Source organism: Nitrospira sp. CMX1, from assembly GCF_054902215.1.
In genome coordinates, this window is sequence record NZ_JBUBKD010000004.1 from 15,914 (window position 1) to 31,033 (window position 15,120).

Consider the following 15,120-nt stretch of genomic DNA (forward strand, 5'->3'; position numbering starts at 1 on the left):
CAACACCGGCACCACCAGCTACACCACCATGGTAGTCAATACCAGCAGCCTCACGCCAGGCAGTAACACCATCACCGTCGTGCTCACCGACGGCAGTAGCCCACAGACCTACACCATCACCGTCAATTACCTAGCCCAAGAAGCCTACATCAAAGCCTCCAACCCCAATCCTGCGGACGGTTTTTACGCCGTCGCCCTCAGCGGTGACACCCTCGCCGTCCGCGCCGGCGGCGAAGACAGCAACGCCACCGGCGTGGGCAGCAACCAGGCTGACAACAGCGCCAGCGACGCCGGCGCGGTCTACGTACTGACACATGAACCCAAACGCCTAGCGATACAGACGCTGACAGGAGAGTCCCGATGACCCGCTTCGTCCTCGTGCTTGGATTGGGGATGGGCACGGTGTGCATGACTGGCCCGGTACAGGCCGCCGACGAATCACCGCGCCCCGACATGTGGCCTGTGAGCTCTACGGATTGGGTCTGCTGCCCACCACGAGCGATCTGCGTGTCAATGATATGGGCGTGACCGATACGACGGTCTCCCGCGCCTACGGCGCCGGGTGAAAGGGGATTGATTTCCTGCCGTAGGTGGCAGGATTAAGATGGGCCGTGTACCCGATCGGGATGAATAACTGCCTCATCGTTTTCCTCACTGATGAGACTGCTGAATTGGAGGGAGTCCTGCCAATGCCACGGTACCGGCAAAGCGTAATCCCCTAGCACCCTAGGCAGGCAAAGGAAGTCTGGTTAGGTTCATAGAGTATAAGGGAGCTGCAGAAGTTCTCGCTGCATTCTGCAGATGAGCGCTTGAGAAATCGCTAGGCCAAATTCTTCATGGCTGATCCGGCTTACCGTTACCCGGACACTCAGGAGACCAATGGCCTCTGGGCTCCTGCCTTTTAGAACCGTCACGGTACAAATCTGCACCGTACAGACGGGCTAAGGAACCTCACCGCTCAGCACTCTCACGAACGGAGATCGCACACAACTCCCTCACCCGCCATTCTCAACCCCTCGACGGAAGGTGGACTCCATCAACCGACCGGCGCGCCGACATCACGGCATGTGTTCGTGACTACCGTCTCCTGCCCGCTGGCTGTTCTGCATGTGATCCAACCCATCTGCCTGTCTGGCTCAAAACTGTCGGATCATGCAGAAACACCGCCTGACAACGACTCGTCACATCTTTCATCCAGGCCTTCCACCGACCCCGTGTCCATGAAAATCGTCCATTTTTACCCGAACGCAAGTGCTGAATCCGCTGTGCCACATCAAGAAACTCCGGGTCACTGTTGCAAATGCAGCCATAGACCTCCAGGCTCTCCGCATCACGCCCTAAGGACTCCAGGGTGTGTCCCAGTTGGTAGAGAATATGGCATCGTTCAACCGATGAGACCATCGGCGCCGTGGCGGCCTGCCGAAATGCCACGATCGCCTCTTCGTCATGGCCAATGGCTTTTAAGCACATGGCCAGCTGCACATAGGCTTTCTCCGCATAGCGAGTGTCGCCGGCAGCGATTTGAAAATCCTCAATCGCGGGGTAGAACATGCGCACCTGCTTGAGCACCAATCCACGTTCATAGAACTCCCAAGGGGACATTTGTTGATCCATGTCGACACCTCTGTTCATTAGTGGAACACCTTCAGCTCAATGACTACGTAGACTACTTAAGCAAGAACGGAGCCTCGATGGATTTCATGGCCTATTCATAATTTCAATGGCTTACCGAGATGAATCAGACCACCGGTGTAGGGAGTTCCCCACAGAGTGGACTGTTTTTGCTACACTGATACCCAATCAATCAGCGAATCAACGGGAGGCTCCCGCAGAAACGGCCCGCTCGTAGAAATGACTCGGGGAAGAACCTGAATGGACAGAGAGAACAGATGCAGCCCACTTCACATGCAGTGCACAGACCCCACCCGCAACCACGAAAAACTCAGATCGCCCCCCCCTGTGGCCGTTACGTATATCGAAGCGTGAGGCAATGCCGCAGTGAGTGAAGGGACGTAGCGTACCCTGTGACGTACAGTGAACCGCTGGGCAGAGCAAGAACGCCGCTGGCGGCTTTTTCCCGCATCCTGCTAGGCAGAACGTTGATCGTCGAACGCGCGGAGAAGATCGGAGAGGGACAGCACACCGATCATGGTCGCATCGGCAGTCACGGGAAGATGTCGAATCCCCTGTTTCTTCATGAGCCGCATTGCTTCGGACAAGGACTCGTCCTCTTCAATAGTGACAATGGATCGACTCATGCAGGTGGCCACCGTCGTCGTGTTTGGATCAAACCCTTTGGCAACCGCCTTCCGGGTCAGATCTGAATCGGTCACGATGCCGATATATCGTGACCCGTCGTCCACGATCAGCGATCCGACCTTGTACTTGTTCAACAGCTGCCCAGCTTGTTTGATCGTGGCGTTCTTGTGGATGCTCCGCACATCATGTGACATATAGTCTTCGACGAGCATCTGCTCGAGCCCCTTGCCTGTCCTCGTCGCCTGCAGGCGGCGGCGCAACTCAAGATCCGCCAGGCAACTCTCCAGGACTTGCCGACGCTGGTGGAGGCTCTCACGCTCGACATTGTGCGTCCCATTTTCCTGGGCTTCTTCCGGCAAGAGTGCGGATTCACCGGACTTTGCAAAGAAGTAGGCTTCGGATTCATCCGATGCTGCGCCAAACACCTGCCCGATGAGCTCTTCAGCCGACTCATCGAAATCCTCGATCAAAACCGAGGTTCGCTTGCGTGACAGAAAGGGTTGGAATTTGATCAGCTGCTGTTTAAACCGTTCGACATACCGATCGAGGATGTCACTTCGGGTCAACCCTGTGCGAACTCGTTTCGGCATTGGCGCCCTCCTGGGTTAGAGCCAAGAGCATAGCGCACGCGCGTCTTCAGCTCAAGTAATCCCTGATGCGGGGACGAGCGTACTGACCTCTTCTTAAAATTCGTTCTTGCTTTTTCTACCCAAGACCACGTATGTCCGTCCCGTCTCCCATTCACTCGACAAGGCGTTTGATGCCAAGGGTTCCGCTCCATGAGATATTTGTTTCTGACCACCCTACTGATTAGCTTTGCTGGACCGGTCTTTGCGGGATGGGTGGCACTCGAGAAACACGACCAACCTGCGGGGCTTGAGACAATCTACTTTGACCCTGAACAGGTTCAGCGAACAGGCGCGCTTGCGACACTCTGGCAACTCACCGATCTCAAGTGGAACAACACCACACGCTTTCTGTCGCTGAAAACGCTCAAGGAATTTGACTGTGCCAATGCACGCGTACGAACGCTCCAAGTCATCGAGTTTTCTCGCCAGATGGGTTCCGGCCGGTCACGGTCCGGCTACATTGAAAACGGCAATTGGCAGGCGATCGGCACCCAGGGTGCGAATCTTGCCCTTTCGCAGACGGCCTGCGGGAAGCCCTAACGCGTGACCGTTCCGAGCCTCCCGCCCATGCCGATGATTGGCGTGTGTCAGACGTCGTAATACATGAAAAACTCGTACGGATGCGGACGCAGGCGCATTGGATCAATCTCCTTGCTCCGCTTGTAACCGATCCACGCTTCGATCAGATCTTCCGTAAATACCTCTCCCTTGAGAAGGAACTGATAGTCTTTCTCCAAACTATTAATGGCCTCATCCAAGCTCCCTGGCATGGTGGGGATGCTGGCCGCTTCCTTCGGATCGAGGTCGTACAGATCCTTTTCGGCTGGCTCGCCTGGGTTGATCTTGTTCTGAATCCCGTCCAGCCCCGCCATGAGCATCGCCGAAAATGCCAAATACGGATTGCAGGAGGGATCTGGAAATCGCACCTCGATTCGCTTCGCCTTAGGACTCGGCGAATACATCGGAATACGGACGCCCGCCGATCGGTTCCGACTGGAATAGGCCAACAGCACCGGCGCTTCAAATCCCGGCGTAATGCGCTTGTAGGAGTTCGTCGTCGGATTGGTAAAGGCTGCCAGGGCCGGCGCATGCTTGAGGATACCGCCGATATAATACAGGCAGAGCTGTGAAATCCCGGCATAGTCTTTCCCGGCAAAGAGGGGCTTGCCCTCCTTCCAAATGCTCTGGTGCGTGTGCATCCCAGATCCTGCGTCGCCAAACAGCGGCTTGGGCATGAAGGTCACCGTCTTCCCATGACGACGCGCGACGTTCTTGACGATGTATTTGTACGTCATCATCTTATCCGCCGTGCGCAGGAGCGAATCAAAACGAATATCGATCTCGGCTTGGCCTGCCGAGGCCGTCTCATGGTGGTGTTTTTCCACCTCGATGCCGACCTTTTCCATTTCTAGGACCATCTCGCTCCGAATATCTTGTTGGGTATCAGCCGGCGCCACAGGGAAATATCCTTGCTTATGTCGAATCTTCCCCCCGAGGTTGATCCCCTCTTGCCCCATGTTCCATGCGCCTTCTTCCGAATCGAGATAGTAGAAGCCGCTGTGGCTCGTCTGATCATAACGCGCATGATCAAAAATGAAGAATTCAGCTTCTGGTCCCCAGAATGAATTGTCGCCGATTTTGGTGTTGTGGAGATAGCGTTCTGCCTTTTGTGCGATAAACCGAGGATCTCGCTCATAGTTTTCACGAGAAATCGGATCTACCACATTGCCGGTCAAACTGAGCGTGGGCACCGCCGTAAACGGATCCAAGAAGGCCGTTGCCGGATCAGGCACCACCAGCAAATCGCTGTTGTTAATCGCCTTCCACCCACGGATCGACGATCCGTCAAGGCCGGATCCGTCCTTGAACAAGGTTTCCGTCAGTTCGCTCACAGGGATGGTCATATGCTGCCACACACCAGGCAGATCGACGAACTTCAGGTCCACCATCTGCACTCTGTGCTTCTTCGCGAACTCCAAGACCTCACGCACGTTCATTGCCGTCCTCCTTTGGAGATCCCGTGCGATGACCGTTCACCGCTCAGATCTCATTCTCCTCACAGGGCCGTTTCTCCTGTTTCTCCAGTCCGAATCCGCACCACATCACTCAGCTCTCGCACAAAAATCTTGCCATCCCCAATACTGCCGGTCTTGGCCGCCGTCATGATAGCTTCAATCACCTGAGAAACTTGAGCATCCTTTACCGCAACCTCGATCTTGACCTTTGGCACAAACTCAATCGTATATTCTTGCCCGCGATAGGTTTCCTTGTGGCCCTTCTGACGCCCAAATCCCTTGACTTCAGAAACCGTCATGCCCTGAATGCCGATCTCTAGCAGCGCATCCTTGATTTCTTCCAACTTGAACGGCTTGACGATCGCCTCAACCAGCTTCATATCAGCGTCCTCCTTCACCCCACCAACTCATACCCCGTACAAGGTGCCGAAGGGGCCATTCTGGAAACGCCCTCCAGCGAGTTGAGAGACCTCAGCGCTTGGCAGACCAAGCCCGTAGCCAGTCTCCATACCGTCCTTACTTTGGGGCGGTTATCATAGCCTATCCATGGCTGGCGCTCAATGTAGAAATCATGAAACGGCCGCACCATCGCTGGGACTCTCAGTGTCGAGGCCCAGACTGGATCAAGTGGTAGGGGCTCCAGACCTCCAGTGGGAAAACGCTCGCCCCCCAGTGAAGGAGCCCTCACCCAATCCGCACCCGCATGGAAGGTGCGCGGACACAAGGCAGCAAGAGCAGGAGGAAACCGCTATGACATCCGATATCCGTTGGTAATGGGCATCCGTCGATCCTTACCGAGTGCGCGAGGCGTAATCTTGACGCCGAGAGGTGCCTGATGGCGCTTGAACTCGCTGCGATCAACCATCTTGACGACCTGATCAACCGTAGCGCGATCGAATCCGGCTTTGATGATGTCATCAGGAGAGCGATCCTCTTCAACATAGGCCTGGAGAATGGGATCGAGGATAGAGTAGGGGGGCAAAGAATCCTCATCCTTTTGGTTCGGTCGCAACTCGGCGCTTGGAGGCCGATCCAGCGTCCGTCTTGGGATCACAGGCGAGGGATCCCGGCCGTTCCGAAATGTTGCCAGGGCGTAGACCATCGTCTTCGGCACATCTTTGATGACGGCAAAACCACCGGCCATGTCGCCATAGAGCGTGGCATACCCGACGCTTAGCTCGCTCTTGTTCCCGGTCGTCAGCACCAGATCACCAAACTTGTTCGACACAGCCATGAGCAGAGTCCCGCGAATACGCGCTTGGAGGTTTTCCTCTGCCGCATCGGCTTGTCGATCACCGAACATTGGAGCGAGCGTGCGACGATAGGATTCAAACGTAGGGGTAATCGAGATGACACTCAAGGTGATCCCCAAACGCCGTACCAGCTCTCTGACATCGGCCTCACTCTCCTGCGATGTGTAGGGAGACGGCAGAAAGACCCCCCGCACTCGATCAGCTCCAAGCGCATCCACCGCAATTACCGCTGTTAATGCGGAATCAATCCCCCCGCTTAACCCAAGCACCACCCGAGGAAAGTCATTCTTCCTCACATAGTCCTGAACCGCCATGACCAAGGCCCAATAGATCTCTTCAATGTCCTCCATCGGGTTCGTCTTTTTCCGTTCGATTGGAGGCCGCGTCTTCTGTTTTGTGGGCATCCTCACCGAAATTCGATCACTATCAGTCTCGGTGGTTGCAGCGCCCCGAACCTTCCGACTCTGAGTCGAACGCCCGGACGAAACGACATCCAGATTCACATCGGCCACCACCAACTCTTCTCGAAACGCAGCACCGCGAGCCAGAACCGTTCCGGATCTGTCGAACATCACGCTGTTCCCATCGAATACCAGCTCATCCTGACCGCCGACCATGTTTGTATAGGTGACAATCACCCTATTTTCTCGCGCGCGAGCTGCCAAGAACTGCTCTCTCGAACGGCTTTTCACACGATGAAAAGGTGAGGCGTTGATATTGACGATGACTTCAGCTCCAACTTCGGCCTGCCTGCGGATAAGGCCTTTCGAACACTCTAGGTCTTCACAGAGAGTCACACCGATCAGTACTCCATGGACACGGAGTAACGAGAGTCGTTGCCCTGGCTGGAAATACCGACTGTCATTGAAGATCCCGTGGTTCACCAGAACCTGCTTGCGATAGCTTCCGACCAACTTTCGATCAGCAATCAACGCCGCTGCATTGTAGAGGACACCGTGATCAGCTACGCGGAGCAATGAGTTCGCGTCGCGCTTCTCCTCTTGCTCCACAAAGCCCACGACGGCCACCAGCCCGCGACAGGCAGGAATGATTTCTTGCAAGGCCTGTCTATTTTCATTCAAAAACCATGGTTTCAGCAGAAGGTCTTCCGGATGATACCCCGTAATCGCCATTTCAGGGAAAGCCACCAGGTCGACCTTGGCTTTTTGGGCCTCACGGAGCCAACTCAGAATCCGACGAACATTCCCGTTCAGATCTCCGACAGTCGGATTCATTTGTGCCATGGCAATACGTAATGTCTTCATTCCACTCCAAGTCAACGGACAATGGTACGGTAGAATCTCGCTGACGGATAAAAGAAGAGATCCTGCCAGGGCCAGGATACCGCTTGATCAGCCATCACGACAACGCAGAGACGTTGGCCGAGACTACATGTGACTCGGCATACCATCGATCGAACACCGCTTTGCCTAGCGGAGCCATCCGAACCTCTCCGATACGTGTCGGCCACACTCCAATCACCTGTCCAGCCGACACCTTTTTGTCGTGAAGCATGGCCTTCCAGATTTTCGTCGGGGACGCAGGTGGCATACGGTCACGTAACCCTGCTTCAGTCACCATCCGCCGAATGGCTTTGACAACCTCGTGGGCGCATAAACCTTGGAAGCAGGCGAGATCCGCCTCTTGCACCAATCCAATCCCAACGGCTTCTCCATGCACCAGCGATTTGTACCCACCCAACGCTTCAAGCGCATGCCCGATTGTATGGCCATAGTTGAGAATTCTCCTCCGATCGGACTCCCGCTCATCCGTCGCCACCACCTCGGCTTTGATCTCGCAGGACCGTTTCACCACACTGGTCACAACATGAGGACTCTGTTTTTTCAAAGCGGGCATCTTCCGTTTCAGATACGAAAAAAACGATTCATCCGCAATGATCCCATACTTGATCACTTCGGCCAGCCCGGCAACCCACTCCCGTGTGGGTAACGTATGCAAGGTCAGAGGATCAATCCATACGGCTCTCGGCTGATAGAATGACCCTATCAGGTTCTTCCCCAGTCGATGGTCGACACCGGTCTTTCCTCCAACGCTCGAATCCACTTGCGCCACAAGCGTCGTCGGCACTTGAATATATGGAATTCCTCGCTGGTAGATGGAGGCTGCAAATCCGGCCAGATCTCCGACCACTCCACCTCCCAAGGCCAAGAGGTACGACGACCGTTCGAACCGATGTCGGGCCAACGCATTCAAAATGTGCTCGACCGTTTGTAACGTCTTGGACCGTTCTCCAGGAGCAAGAATGATCGAGACCGGCTCAAGTCCAGACTGTTTGGCCGCCTCGACGATCTTCTTCAGATAGCGCTGCGCAACATGTCGGTCCGTGACAATCCCGACCTTTCCCTTCAGCCCGTAGCGCTTCATTTCTCTCCCGAGTTTCTCCAAAAGCCCGGCTTGGATGGCAATCTCGTAGCTCCGATCAGCTAGAGACACCGTAACCGTTGGCACAGAATTCATAGGGTAACCTCACTGCCCTCAATGCTGAAGAACGTGATCGAGACGCTCGGCTCAAAGCTCTGGGCGGCATGGTACCACAGCATCGGTGAACTAAAAAGACAGGCACATTCCGTCCGGAATGCTCACCCTTTGGTAGAACACCGTAATCCTGTTGCTCCAAACGCGAAGGCCTGCCGATGCAGCAACGCATTGACAGGCCTTCGCCAACCAGGGAACTGTGACCACCATTAGGTCTTGATAATGCTCGGCGTCAGAAAGATGAGCAGCTCTTGCTTGGACACCGTCTCGGACTTGTTCTTGAACAACCAGCCTAACACCGGCATACGGGAAAGATAGGGAACCCCCTGCACGTTGTTCCCCTGTGTATCGACGAAGACGCCACCGATCACCATGGTTTCTCCATCTCTGACAATCACCTGCGTCGTCGCTTCTCGTCGGTCGATGCTCGGGCCGGCCGGATTACTTCGTGCGCCGACAGCATTGCGAGTCGCCCGTACCCGCATAAGAATCCGCTTCGATTCTTCCTTCGGATCTCGTGAAGTGATTTGAGGAGTGACATTCAGCTCCAAGTTGGCATCAACAAACGTCGTTTGAGTTCCCTGTAATGACGTGGTCTGGAAGGGAATCGATTCGCCCTGGGAGATTTTGGCTTCTCGCTTATCCAGCGTGGTGATCTTGGGAGCCGCGATTACCTTGCTCAGCCCCAATAGTTCCCCGGCCGATAGCCGCATGTCTAAGGCAAAGTCTCCGCCAAGTTTTCCAAAGGTCCATCCAATCGACGGCACAGCCGGTAGCCCACCGACTTGAGCCGGTAAATTGACCAAGAAGGTTCGATCAATCGTGCTGCTGCCTGTTCCGGCGATCTGTCCAAACGGGCCACCCAGATTCGAGAGTGAGAAGAAATCCGTGGGTGTGCGATTCCCAGCCTGGAACCCCCACTGAATCCCCAGCCCACGGGCATAGACCGTATCAGCCTGAACAATGCGCGCTTCGATCTGAACTTGCGGCACTTCCAGATCAAGCCCTTCGACGAGCTGTCGAATGACTCCAAGTTTTGTTTCCGTATCTCGCACGATCAACGCGTTACTTCCTGCATTAAACTGCATGATGCCACGTGGGCTCAAGTTCTGTCGCAATGAGGTCATCAACTCTTGTGCCTGGAGATTCCTGACATAAAAGACCCGGTCAACTAATTCCTCCGCCTTAGTCTTCGAGTCTTTAGCCCGTGCCTCTTCATCTTGCTGCCTGGCAATGTTCGCCAATGAATCAACCCACACAATGCTCCCCTGCCGGATCATACCGAGTCCATTCATCTTTAACAGCATTTCCAGGGCCTGATCCCAGGGCACACTCACCAGCTTCATGGTGACTTTTGACTTAACCCCTTCACCAACCACGATATTGAAACCGCTGACCTCTGCAATCAATCGGAGAATATTCGTGATATCCGCTTGTTGAAAATCGAGAGAAATGCGACGCCCCACATACCGCGTTTGCCCAACCACGAGATCATCAGGCCGCTCATCTTTTTCGGCAGATACGGCCTCTCCTCCCATCTGCACTCGTTGTATTTTGAATTGAGTCTGAATTGGAGTTACACTATGGACTGTCCGCTTCACCACACGATCTGCTGACTCAAATGAACCCGTGCGGCTTTTCAGAAAGACACCTGACGGTCCCTTCCTCTCGAGCTGGCTAACAACCATATGCCGAGCTCGCCGCTCGCTCGGCTTCAAGGTAATGACCACCTTATTCTCATCACGTATCAGAGAATAGCTCGGCCGTTCCGGCACATCAAATACCAATCGAACCTTGTCGGCATGATGGCCCACTCGGATCTTTTTGAGCAGATAATGGTCGGCTTGCACCACAGAGCGCCGAAGCGTAGACGACACAGCCGGGAGATCAATAACAAGCCTTGATTCATCCAAAAAGTTGGGCTCCGGGAATAATTGTCCATCCCCAGCAATGACAACCGTCACGTGGTCCGACTCTGGGTGAACCTCGATCGAAGTCAGCGTCTGTGCGAGATAGCGCAGGGAAGAGCGTTCAGCTGACGTCACATCATTTGACTTGCTCCCATGAATCTCGTCCGCAAGAGCAGGTATTTCCCAGGCCGCGATCCAACCAGCAAAAGCCAGCCCACAGGGTGCAAGAAAACCTCTCGCCGTAAAGATACTATTGATGCCGGAGAATAATGGTTTCATTCTGAGCCCTCTTTGGGATGTAGGAGCTTCACATGCTCCCGTTCCTGCTTTTTGCCATACACATCCGTAAATCGCTCCTGAACGATGATGCCGCGTTCGGTCACCGCACTGACCACTCCATTGTTCTGACCGATCCGCGTCCCCCTTCGAACGGTATACCCATGTCCTTCAGGTGTCTGCACCATTGCCGTGTATCCGTAGGCCCCCCATACAATGGCAATCAGGTTCAGCTCTGTCAGCGTTACCCGTTGTAACGGGGGAAGTGTGCTATCCGCTTTCCCTACCTGAAGCTCCTGGATAACGGGGGCAAACGGATCACGACGACCAGAAGGGTCATACCCCGCCCCGGTCATTCCCTCACCTACTGGCAATTGGGATGGGACCTGACCATTCCCAGTCGAGAATGGCGTTTCCACTGCGGCAGGAGTCTGAGGTGGAACCTCTGACGCGGAAGGTGCCTTAATGGAGTCGTGTCTCATTGGCGCGATATGCCCAGGAATGGGAGAGGATTCGGCTTGGACATACCCACTCCCCAGAATCACACTCCACCAACAAACCGCACAGACGCCGGCGACTTGCACATACCGCCGTATTTCCCGCTGACCTTGCTCAAACTCTAAACCATACATCAGTTCGGCATCCCCTATTTACCAGCGCGTACCACTTTTGATGCCTGCACCGACTGCGCTGTTCCAGAAACTGGTTTTTCCTGTGGAGCGGCGTAGGCAATGAGGTCGAATGTTGTTTGAGAAACGATTCGTCCCTGTTCCATTTTGGGAGAACCCATCTTGAGCCCCGACACCGTGATAATCCGGGGTAGTCGATTAATGCGATCAAAGAATAGCCCGGCGATGTGATATACGCCCGCGACTTCCACACTGACAGGCATTTTGACAAACAGCTTCGACGGATCTTCGGCCTGCGCTCCAGGACGCCATAGCTTGATGTCCAGACCTAGTCGTACCCCAAGATCAGAAACCTGCTTGAGCAACATAATGGCTTCTTCTTCAGGGGGAAGACGCTCTTTCTTCTTGGCTAATTCGATTTCTAACTGCTTATTTGCTGCGACAAGCTCATCAAGATGCTTCACCTTGATCGTCAAGGTCTGAATCTCACCCTCCAACCTGGTGTTCTCCGACTCGAGCGCCGCAATACTCTCCGATTTCGGCTGCACAATATAGAAATAAAACCCGGCAATCATGCCGCCGATCACGAGCAGCAAGAGAGCCATCTTTTGGGAAGCAGGAACACTGCGGAGCGCGTCAAGGTTAAGTCGAGGCAATTCCATACTTACCCCTTTAAGCGAAACACCAACCGAAATTGATAAACGTTGATCTTATTCTCCACAGCAGCCTTACTTTCCTGTAGGTTGATACTGGTAAAATAATCCGTTCGACGCAAGTTGTTTACGAATTCCACGACGTCGTCGTTGGTTAACGCCTTCCCTTCCAACTCGACCGTTTCTGACGTGACCCCCAGCTTGGTCAGCCATACCTTGAGCGGCTCTAGGCTTTGGCTGACATGGTCGAGCACCTTGACCGGCCCCATTCTTGACTGCTCAAGTTGGTCAATGATCCGATTCTTGTCCTCAAGCAGTTTCTTCTTCTGTTCAAAATCCTGAACTTGTTTAACCTGCTCCTTCAATTGAGCAACTTGCTTTTCCTTTGTCTGTTTCTCCTCTTGCCTCGCCTCCAGCTCACTATCCAGCGCGGTGGAATACCACCAACAACCGGCCAACGTCACCACGACCATCCCCACGCCAAGCAGTACTTGGGCCCGAACATCATACTGGGGCTTTGCCTGGCGCCCTTTCGGTCCGCCAGGAAGCAGGTTAATCCGTATCATCGGTCACCCACCGCGCGTAAGGCTAATCCGACACTGACGGCCGCGGATGGCGCAAGCTCCGCAAGAAGGCCGGGATCTATTTCACACCCAGCAGTGTCAATCTCGGCGAAGGGATCAGCCATTTCTACAGGCACTTGCATCCGATCGCTCAGCTGCTGAATCAGCCCTTTCGCGTTTGCGACACCGCCGCACACCAGGACCCGATTCAGGTCGGCATTGGGACCAGAAGTTTTAAAGTAATCCACGGTTCGTGCAATCTCGGAAGCCACTTCCGCATTCACACTGTCCAGCACGCTACCGACGGACATCCCGCCAGCTTCACCACCTCCATCTCTCTTCTTACTTTCCTCCGCTTCTTCGAACGACAATCCCATCTCCCGTTGGATCGCTTCGGTATACCTATTCCCACCCAGCGGAATATCTCTGGTAAATAGAGAAAACCCCGCACGTGTAATATTCACATTCATCACACTTGCACCTAGATTGACCAAAGCGGTCGTTTCTTCCTGTGCCAGAGGATAGTTGATTCCATGCATGTTTTCGATCGCAAACGCATCGACATCCATGACCATCGGGATAAGCCCAGCTGTCTTGACAAGCTCAGTCAACTCACTGATTTTGTCCTTTTTGGCCGCGACAAGGATCACCGCCATATCTCCCTGGTCATCGCTCGATGGGTCTGGAGGCAATACATGAAAATCGATGTTAACCTCGTTGATATCAAATGGAATATATTGCTCAGCCGCCAATTTTACTTGGCCTTCAAGCTCTTCGTCAGGCATTGGCGGGAGACTGATCTTTTTTACAATGACAGCATGACCTGAAATAGAGATGGCAACATATTTATTCTTGACGCTGGCCTCCTCAAAGAGTTCTTGAATGGCTGAGACGACACGTCCCTCATCCATCACTGTTCCATCAACAATCACTTCCGGTTCAAGTGGCTTCACACCGAACTTCTGAAGAGAGTACCGCCCCTTACTTTCCTTGAGCTGCGCGATCTTGATCGCACTTGATCCAATATCAAGCCCCACAAGCTGCCGGCGGGGGGTCATCATTGAGATAAGGTCCGTTTCAACGAGTTTTTTCAGTGAACTCAACATGCGTCACCTGAACTTTACACGGCACGTTTTCTACCGCAAATGACTTTCTCGATTTCATCCACATTCTTTCGTGTGTAGAGTCGCCAATTCCGCCAGTCGCGTGCTGGACGTGCAATAACCCCTTCTCGTTCCCACCGGAACAGAGTGGCCTTAGAAATATCGAACAACTGGCACACCTGAATAGCCTTGATTCCCTCAGCTTCTTTTCCGATACCTTTATTATCCGTACGCTCAATCACTTTCGTATTTACACCCATTACTCTACCCTTACTTCCCACAAAGGCAAGTATAGTCAATATGCTCAACCTGTCAAGAAAACAGCTGGAAGTGACGTCCGGGCAGGAAGCTGATCGGCCTAATACCCTAACGAGCCTAAGCTTTATTGATATCTCTATGCTTGAGACCCACTTGGAAACCCAGCGCAGCAAATCGCGCACGGAGATGTCCTGCAATCGCCACTGAGCGATGGCGTCCACCGGTACATCCGATTGCAATTGTGAGATAGCTGCGCCGCTCACGCTGATACAGTGGCAGGAGAAACTTCAGAAGTCCGTCAACATGCTCGATGAATACAATAGCTTCAGAGTCCGTCAAAACAAAATTGCGGACCTGCGCGTCCTCACCAGACAGCGGCTTGAGATCTGGTACAAAGAATGGGTTTTTCAGGAAGCGCACATCGAACAACAAATCAATATCGTACGGGACCCCGAATTTATACCCGAAAGTCAAAAAGGATATAGTGAGTCGTCGATCGGAGGAGTCCTGTAAAAACTCCTTTCCAAGCAGGTCACCGAGCTCGTGCACTGTGAGATCGGATGTGTCGATGATCCGATCCGCCTGTCGTCGGACCTCAGCGATCCGCTCCTTCTCAAATCGAATTCCTTCCCCAACCGGTCGATGTGGCAAGAGGGGATGGGGTCGCCGAGATTCAGAGAAGCGCCGGATGAGGACCTCTTCCCGAGCCTCAAGAAAAAGCACCTGCACCGCATGACCAAGAGTTCTGATCCGCTCAAGAATCCCTACGAAATCTGCAAAAAACCCTCGCTCTCGTACATCGACACCGAGCGCGACGTTTGCAATCTCACTATGTTGCTGATGGCAAAGATCGACGAAGGTCGGGAGGAGGGCAGGAGGAAGGTTATCAATACAGAAATACCCGGCGTCCTCGAACGCCTTTAACGCATAGGATTTTCCAGACCCTGATAATCCACTGATGATGACCAGATTAAGTCGCGCCATGAGACTCCGCTCGTCTTGCTGAATCCCCTGATTACCGGATCGCAATCCACGAACGACAGCAGCTCAGACCGTCGCTACTTGTGGCCAGGCAG

At 53.9% G+C, this 15,120-nt stretch carries 15 protein-coding genes and 1 pseudogene; 3 read left to right on the forward strand and 13 right to left on the reverse strand.

Annotated features, from left to right (window positions below):
* Nucleotides 1–364 (forward strand): annotated as a pseudogene (locus ACYX34_RS00425) (hypothetical protein); the annotation flags it as partial.
* A gap of 40 nt (nucleotides 365–404) precedes the next feature.
* Nucleotides 405–566 (forward strand): hypothetical protein, encoded by a 162-nt coding sequence (locus ACYX34_RS00430; protein ID WP_462074581.1) that lies wholly within the window; start codon nucleotides 405–407, stop codon nucleotides 564–566.
* Between the two features lie 511 nt (nucleotides 567–1,077).
* Here ACYX34_RS00430 and ACYX34_RS00435 read toward each other — a convergent pair.
* Nucleotides 1,078–1,614: a hypothetical protein gene (locus ACYX34_RS00435; RefSeq protein WP_462074582.1), complete on the reverse strand. Its 537-nt coding sequence runs from the start codon at nucleotides 1,612–1,614 to the stop codon at nucleotides 1,078–1,080.
* Between the two features lie 473 nt (nucleotides 1,615–2,087).
* The gene (locus tag ACYX34_RS00440; RefSeq protein WP_462074583.1) at nucleotides 2,088–2,849 is read right to left on the reverse strand and encodes a CBS domain-containing protein; all 762 of its coding nucleotides are present in this window, start codon (nucleotides 2,847–2,849) and stop codon (nucleotides 2,088–2,090) included.
* A gap of 189 nt (nucleotides 2,850–3,038) precedes the next feature.
* Between ACYX34_RS00440 and ACYX34_RS00445 the strand changes: the two genes are divergently transcribed.
* Nucleotides 3,039–3,428, forward strand: a complete 390-nt coding sequence (locus ACYX34_RS00445; RefSeq protein WP_462074584.1) for a surface-adhesin E family protein — start codon at nucleotides 3,039–3,041, stop codon at nucleotides 3,426–3,428.
* Nucleotides 3,429–3,475: 47 nt separating this feature from the next.
* Here the strand turns inward: ACYX34_RS00445 and glnA are convergent, their stop codons facing one another.
* The 11 genes from glnA to rapZ form a co-directional block, all read right to left on the reverse strand.
* Nucleotides 3,476–4,885 carry a type I glutamate--ammonia ligase gene (glnA, locus tag ACYX34_RS00450; protein ID WP_462074585.1) on the reverse strand — a complete coding sequence of 470 codons (1,410 nt, stop codon included), beginning with the start codon at nucleotides 4,883–4,885 and terminating at the stop codon, nucleotides 3,476–3,478.
* A gap of 59 nt (nucleotides 4,886–4,944) precedes the next feature.
* The gene (locus ACYX34_RS00455) at nucleotides 4,945–5,283 is read right to left on the reverse strand and encodes a P-II family nitrogen regulator (RefSeq protein WP_462074586.1); all 339 of its coding nucleotides are present in this window, start codon (nucleotides 5,281–5,283) and stop codon (nucleotides 4,945–4,947) included.
* 368 nt (nucleotides 5,284–5,651) lie between these two features.
* Nucleotides 5,652–7,421 (reverse strand): NAD+ synthase, encoded by a 1,770-nt coding sequence (locus ACYX34_RS00460; protein ID WP_462074587.1) that lies wholly within the window; start codon nucleotides 7,419–7,421, stop codon nucleotides 5,652–5,654.
* Nucleotides 7,422–7,515: 94 nt separating this feature from the next.
* Nucleotides 7,516–8,634: a 3-dehydroquinate synthase gene (gene aroB / locus ACYX34_RS00465; RefSeq protein WP_462074588.1), complete on the reverse strand. Its 1,119-nt coding sequence runs from the start codon at nucleotides 8,632–8,634 to the stop codon at nucleotides 7,516–7,518.
* Between the two features lie 227 nt (nucleotides 8,635–8,861).
* A complete protein-coding gene (gene pilQ, locus ACYX34_RS00470; protein ID WP_462074589.1) occupies nucleotides 8,862–10,841 on the reverse strand; it encodes a type IV pilus secretin PilQ in 1,980 nt (659 codons plus the stop codon).
* Nucleotides 10,838–11,470 carry a pilus assembly protein PilP gene (locus ACYX34_RS00475; protein WP_462074590.1) on the reverse strand — a complete coding sequence of 211 codons (633 nt, stop codon included), beginning with the start codon at nucleotides 11,468–11,470 and terminating at the stop codon, nucleotides 10,838–10,840. Before ACYX34_RS00475 ends, pilQ begins: the two co-directional genes overlap by 4 nt.
* Before the next feature lie 14 nt (nucleotides 11,471–11,484).
* Complete coding sequence (locus tag ACYX34_RS00480; RefSeq protein ID WP_462074591.1) at nucleotides 11,485–12,129, reverse strand: type IV pilus inner membrane component PilO; 645 nt, start codon at nucleotides 12,127–12,129, stop codon at nucleotides 11,485–11,487.
* A 2-nt stretch (nucleotides 12,130–12,131) separates the two neighbouring features.
* A complete protein-coding gene (locus ACYX34_RS00485; RefSeq protein ID WP_462074592.1) occupies nucleotides 12,132–12,686 on the reverse strand; it encodes a PilN domain-containing protein in 555 nt (184 codons plus the stop codon).
* Nucleotides 12,683–13,789: a type IV pilus assembly protein PilM gene (gene pilM / locus ACYX34_RS00490; protein ID WP_462074593.1), complete on the reverse strand. Its 1,107-nt coding sequence runs from the start codon at nucleotides 13,787–13,789 to the stop codon at nucleotides 12,683–12,685. The genes ACYX34_RS00485 and pilM overlap by 4 nt, the downstream gene beginning before the upstream one ends.
* Nucleotides 13,790–13,803: 14 nt before the next feature.
* A complete protein-coding gene (locus ACYX34_RS00495; RefSeq protein ID WP_462074594.1) occupies nucleotides 13,804–14,046 on the reverse strand; it encodes a MerR family transcriptional regulator in 243 nt (80 codons plus the stop codon).
* A 115-nt stretch (nucleotides 14,047–14,161) separates the two neighbouring features.
* The gene (rapZ, locus tag ACYX34_RS00500) at nucleotides 14,162–15,028 is read right to left on the reverse strand and encodes an RNase adapter RapZ (RefSeq protein WP_462074595.1); all 867 of its coding nucleotides are present in this window, start codon (nucleotides 15,026–15,028) and stop codon (nucleotides 14,162–14,164) included.
* Nucleotides 15,029–15,120: the final 92 nt, after the last annotated feature.

Coding starts and splice junctions, on each gene's coding strand:
- ACYX34_RS00435 (WP_462074582.1), bottom strand. CDS start 1,614: ATGGATCAACAAATGTCCCCTTGGGAGTTCTATGAACGTGGATTGGTG.
- ACYX34_RS00440 (WP_462074583.1), bottom strand. CDS start 2,849: ATGCCGAAACGAGTTCGCACAGGGTTGACCCGAAGTGACATCCTCGAT.
- ACYX34_RS00445 (WP_462074584.1), top strand. CDS start 3,039: ATGAGATATTTGTTTCTGACCACCCTACTGATTAGCTTTGCTGGACCG.
- glnA (WP_462074585.1), bottom strand. CDS start 4,885: ATGAACGTGCGTGAGGTCTTGGAGTTCGCGAAGAAGCACAGAGTGCAG.
- ACYX34_RS00455 (WP_462074586.1), bottom strand. CDS start 5,283: ATGAAGCTGGTTGAGGCGATCGTCAAGCCGTTCAAGTTGGAAGAAATC.
- ACYX34_RS00460 (WP_462074587.1), bottom strand. CDS start 7,421: ATGAAGACATTACGTATTGCCATGGCACAAATGAATCCGACTGTCGGA.
- aroB (WP_462074588.1), bottom strand. CDS start 8,634: ATGAATTCTGTGCCAACGGTTACGGTGTCTCTAGCTGATCGGAGCTAC.
- pilQ (WP_462074589.1), bottom strand. CDS start 10,841: ATGAAACCATTATTCTCCGGCATCAATAGTATCTTTACGGCGAGAGGT.
- ACYX34_RS00475 (WP_462074590.1), bottom strand. CDS start 11,470: ATGTATGGTTTAGAGTTTGAGCAAGGTCAGCGGGAAATACGGCGGTAT.
- ACYX34_RS00480 (WP_462074591.1), bottom strand. CDS start 12,129: ATGGAATTGCCTCGACTTAACCTTGACGCGCTCCGCAGTGTTCCTGCT.
- ACYX34_RS00485 (WP_462074592.1), bottom strand. CDS start 12,686: ATGATACGGATTAACCTGCTTCCTGGCGGACCGAAAGGGCGCCAGGCA.
- pilM (WP_462074593.1), bottom strand. CDS start 13,789: ATGTTGAGTTCACTGAAAAAACTCGTTGAAACGGACCTTATCTCAATG.
- ACYX34_RS00495 (WP_462074594.1), bottom strand. CDS start 14,046: ATGGGTGTAAATACGAAAGTGATTGAGCGTACGGATAATAAAGGTATC.
- rapZ (WP_462074595.1), bottom strand. CDS start 15,028: ATGGCGCGACTTAATCTGGTCATCATCAGTGGATTATCAGGGTCTGGA.